This is a genomic window from Defluviimonas salinarum (assembly GCF_026013545.1).
Lineage (GTDB): Bacteria > Pseudomonadota > Alphaproteobacteria > Rhodobacterales > Rhodobacteraceae > Albidovulum > Albidovulum salinarum.
The window spans coordinates 1-4,698 of record NZ_JAPDOG010000071.1; the positions used below are offsets into that span (position 1 = coordinate 1).

Below are 4,698 nucleotides of genomic sequence, written 5' to 3' on the forward strand. Positions count from 1 at the left end.
CCTGGCCACGTCGTCCTTCATGATGCGGCCGTCGCGGCCGGTGCCGGTGACCTGATCGGCCGAAAGCCCGGCCTCGGCCATCGCCTTCTTGGCGGCGGGCGCGTCTTCGACATCCTTGGCCCCCGCGGTGGCCGGGGCGGGGGCCTCGGCCGCGGGTGCGGCGGGGGCGGCCGCGGCGGCGCCCGCGCCCTCGGCGATCACCGCGAGGCGGGCCTTGGCGTCGACCGTGGCGCCTTCGGGGGCGAGGATCTCGGCCAGCCGTCCGGCGACCGGGGAAGGCACCTCGACCGAGACCTTGTCGGTCTCGAGCTCGCACAGCATCTCGTCCTGGGCGACGCTGTCGCCGATCTTCTTGAACCAGGTCGAGACCGTGGCCTCGGTCACGCTTTCGCCGAGGGTCGGCACCATCACGTCGGTATTCCTGGGAGACATCTTGCCCTCATCCGCTTTCGGCGCTTTCGCGGCGCCCTTGTCTGTCGGTTCCGCCGGCCGGGCCTCGCCCGCCTCGGCGATCTGCGCGAGCAGCGCGTTGACCGCGACGGTCGCGCCCTCGGCCGCCACGATTTCGGCGAGCGTGCCGGCGGCCGGCGCCGGCACCTCGACGGTGACCTTGTCGGTCTCGAGCTCGCAGAGCATCTCGTCGACCGCGACCCGGTCGCCCGGCTTCTTGAACCAGGTCGCCACGGTCGCCTCCGAGACGCTTTCGCCGAGCGTCGGAACCCTTACCTCGATACCCATCAGCTGGCCTCCCCGACGGTCAGTGCTTCGTTGACGAGCGCGTCCTGCTCGGCCTTGTGGCGCGAGGCAAGCCCGGTCGCCGGCGAGGCCGAGGCTTGGCGGCCGACATAGCGCGGGCGCTGCGACTTCGCGCCGATCCGGCCGAGCACCCATTCGATATTGGGCTCGACGAAGGTCCAGGCGCCCTGGTTCTTGGGTTCTTCCTGGCACCAGATCACCTCGGCCTGCTTGAAGCGACCGAGTTCCTTCACCACCGATTGCGCGGGGAAGGGATAGAACTGTTCGAGCCGCAGGAGATACACATCGTCGATGCCGCGCGCGTCGCGTTCGGCGAGGAGGTCGTAGTAGACCTTGCCCGAGCACATCACCACGCGCTTGATCGTCTCGTCGGCCACCAGTTTCGTCTCGGAATGGCCCTTCTGGGCGTCGTCCCAGAGGACGCGGTGGAAGGTCGAGCCGGTGGTGAAGTCGTCGGCATCGGAGATGCACATCGGGTGGCGCAGCAGCGACTTCGGCGTCACCAGAATGAGCGGCTTCCTGAACGTGCGGTGGAGCTGGCGGCGCAGGATGTGGAAGTAGTTCGCCGGGGTCGAGCAGTTCGCCACGATCCAGTTGTCCTGGGCGCACATCTGCAGGAAGCGTTCGAGCCGGGCGGAGGAGTGTTCCGGCCCCTGGCCCTCGAAGCCGTGCGGCAGGAGGCAGACGAGGCCCGACATCCGGAGCCATTTCGATTCGCCCGAGGAGACGAACTGGTCGAACATGATCTGGGCGCCGTTGGCGAAGTCCCCGAACTGCGCCTCCCACATCACCAGCGCGTTCGGCTCGGCGAGCGAGTAGCCGTATTCGAAGCCGAGCACGGCATATTCGGAGAGCATCGAGTCGATGACCTCGTAGCGCGACTGGCCGGCCTTGATGTGGTTCAAGGGGTAGTAGCGTTCCTCGGTCGACTGGTCGATGAAGGCGGAGTGGCGCTGCGAGAAGGTGCCGCGGGTGCAGTCCTGGCCGGCGAGGCGGACCGGGTAGCCCTCGGTGAGGAGCGAGCCGAAGGCCAGCGCCTCGGCGGTGGCCCAGTCGAAGCCCTCGCCCTTCTTGAACATCGCCGCCTTGCCGTCGAGCTGGCGTGCCACGGTCTTGTGGATGTCGAAGCCCTCCGGCACGCGGGTCAGCGCGGTGCCGATCTCGGCCATCAGCTTCTTGGTGATCGCGGTCTTGCCAGGGCTGTATTCCTCGCCCTCGCGGTCGAGATGCGACCAGCGGCCGTCGAGCCAGTCGGCCTTGTTGGGCTTGAAGTTCTTGCCGGTCTCGAACTCCTCGTTGAGATGCGCCTGGAAGGCGGCCTTCATGTCCTCGATCTCGCCCTCGGGGATCAGGCCGTCCTTGACCAGCCGCTCGGTATAGAGCTGGAGCGTCGTCTTGTGAGTCTTGATCCGCTTGTACATCTGCGGATTGGTGAACATCGGCTCGTCGCCCTCGTTGTGACCGAAGCGGCGGTAGCAGAACATGTCGATGACAACGTCCTTGTGGAACTTCTGGCGGAACTCGATCGCGACCTTGGCGGCGTGGACCACGGCTTCGGGGTCGTCGCCGTTGACGTGGAAGATCGGCGCCTCGACCATCAGCGCGATGTCGGTCGGGTAGGGGCTCGACCGGCTGAAGTGCGGCGCGGTGGTGAAGCCGATCTGGTTGTTGACGATGATGTGCATCGTGCCGCCGGTGCGGTGGCCGGTGAGGCCCGAGAGGCCGAAGCATTCGGCCACGACGCCCTGGCCGGCGAAGGCCGCGTCGCCGTGCAGCAGGATCGGCAGGACCCTGGTCCGGTCGGTATCGTTGAGCTGTGCCTGCTTGGCGCGGACCTTGCCAAGCACGACGGGGTTGACCGCCTCTAGATGCGAGGGGTTCGCGGTCAGCGAGAGGTGCACCGTGTTGCCGTCGAAGGTGCGGTCCGACGAGGCGCCGAGGTGGTATTTCACGTCGCCCGAACCGTCGACATCCTCGGGCTTGAAGCTGCCGCCCTGGAACTCGTTGAAGATCGCCCGGTAGGGCTTGGCCATCACGTTGGCCAAGACCGAGAGCCGGCCGCGATGCGGCATGCCGATGACGATGTCCTGGACGCCGAGGCTGCCGCCGCGCTTGATGATCTGTTCCATCGCCGGGATCAGCGCCTCGCCGCCGTCGAGGCCGAAACGCTTGGTGCCCATGTATTTGACATGCAGGAACTTCTCGAAGCCCTCGGCCTCGACGAGCTTGTTGAGGATCGCCTTGCGGCCCTCGCGGGTGAAGGCGATCTCCTTGCCGAAGCCCTCGATCCGCTCCTTGAGCCAGCCGGCCTCCTCGGGGTTCGAGATGTGCATGTACTGCAGCGCAAATGTGCCGCAATAGGTGCGCTTCACGATGTCGAGGATCTCGCGCATCGAGGCATGTTCGAGGCCGAGCACCTTGTCGATGAAGATCGGCCGGTCCATGTCGGCCTCGGCAAAGCCGTAGGAGCGCGGGTCAAGCTCGGGATGCGGCGTTTCCGAGCGCATGCCGAGGGGGTCGAGGTCGGCCACGAGATGGCCGCGGATCCGGTAGGCGCGGATGATCATCAGCGCGCGGATCGAATCCAGCACCGCCTGCTTGACCTGGTCGTCGCTGACCGCGACGCCCATCGCGGCGGCCTTCGCCTTGATCTTGTCGCCCGCGCCCTTGGCCTCCTTCGCCGCGATCGGCCATTCGCCGGTCAGCGCCGAGGTCAGCTCGTCGGTGGGCATCGGCGGCCAGTCGGGCCGCTCCCACGAGGCGCCGCGCGCCTCCTTGCGAACATCGTTCTCGGCATCGCCGAGCGAACGGAAGAACTCCGCCCAGGTCGCGTCGACCGCGCCCGGATCATTGGCGAAGCGAGCATAGAGCTGCTCTACATATTCGGCATTCGCGCCCTGAAGGAAGCTTGAGGCGTGGAACTGGTCGTTGGGGCTGTGTTCCGTCATGATCTCACTCGGCGAGGCGCGAGCCTGCCGCTCCTGTCATCATGGGTTGGACCGCGCTCGCGCGCGGCCGGATGAAATCGAATGGGGCGGATCTTGGTCATGTCCGCTTCCCCGCGAAGGTCTTGGCCAGCCGCCCCATCAGGCCGCGCTGGGGCGCCTGCGTCGAGGCCGACGGGATGTCGTCGTGCAGACCGTAGCCGAAGCGCCGGAAGTCGTCGGCGTAGAAGACGCCGATCCGCGCCAGCGTCTCGGCCGAGGGCTTCAGCCGCGCCGTATCCGGCCCAATCGACTTCTTGCGGACGTTCTCGGCCGGGATCGTGCGGGCGCCGTCGGTGTTGCCGGCCAGCGCGTCGAGATGCGGCACCAGCCGGTCGAGCCCGTCCTCGATCCGGAACAGCGTGGCGTCCTCCGGCACGATCTCGGACTGCGGGCGGAGATGGTTGTCGTAGAGGAACGGCTCCGCCTCGGCCCGTTTCAGCCAGTCGTCGAACCACTCGTCGATCGACCAGAGGGCGGCCACCGTGCCCTCGACCTCGACCTGGAAGCGGAAGGCCGAGACCAGCCGCTTCACCGGGTGGCGCACCACCGCGAAGGAGGAGGCGATCCAGTCGGCGGGCACCAGCCGGTGGAAGTCGGCCATCGCGACATGCTGCGGCGAGGAGCGGGTCCAGCGCCGCGCCTCGGGCAGGTCGAGATGGCGGGTGTCGACAAAGGCGAGGCTGCCGAAGCGGGATGTCAGATAGGCCTCCACCGATGACCCGCCGCATTTCGGGACATGCGCGTAGTAGTGGAGCTGGCCGCCTGTCCGGAAAACCGGCATGTTCGTCACTCTCTCAATGTGCCCGCCCCGGCCCGGACCGGGGCGGGCGGTTGGTTATCCGATGGCCTTGAGGACCGCCTCGCCCAGCGTTGCCGGGCTGTCGGCCACGACGATGCCGGCCGAGCGCATCGCCTCGATCTTCTCTTCCGCGCCGCCCTTGCCGCCGGCGACGAT

General features: G+C 67.5%; 3 protein-coding genes and 1 pseudogene. All 4 read right to left on the bottom strand.

Annotated elements, in window-relative coordinates; translation table 11 throughout:
• Positions 1–738 (bottom strand): biotin/lipoyl-containing protein (locus OM960_RS25185; protein WP_264773913.1); only part of this gene is annotated, 738 nt, incomplete at its 3' end.
• Positions 738–3,704, bottom strand: coding sequence for a 2-oxoglutarate dehydrogenase E1 component (locus tag OM960_RS25190; protein ID WP_263336592.1), 2,967 nt, complete (start codon positions 3,702–3,704; stop codon positions 738–740). The genes OM960_RS25185 and OM960_RS25190, both read right to left, overlap by 1 nt.
• A gap of 97 nt (positions 3,705–3,801) precedes the next feature.
• Entirely contained in the window at positions 3,802–4,524 is a 723-nt protein-coding gene (locus OM960_RS25195; RefSeq protein WP_264773914.1) for a sulfotransferase family protein, read from the bottom strand.
• Positions 4,525–4,578: 54 nt separating this feature from the next.
• Positions 4,579–4,698: pseudogene (locus OM960_RS25200) on the bottom strand (succinate--CoA ligase subunit alpha); the annotation flags it as partial.

Coding starts and splice junctions, on each gene's coding strand:
- OM960_RS25195 (WP_264773914.1), bottom strand. CDS start 4,524: ATGCCGGTTTTCCGGACAGGCGGCCAGCTCCACTACTACGCGCATGTC.
- OM960_RS25190 (WP_263336592.1), bottom strand. CDS start 3,704: ATGACGGAACACAGCCCCAACGACCAGTTCCACGCCTCAAGCTTCCTT.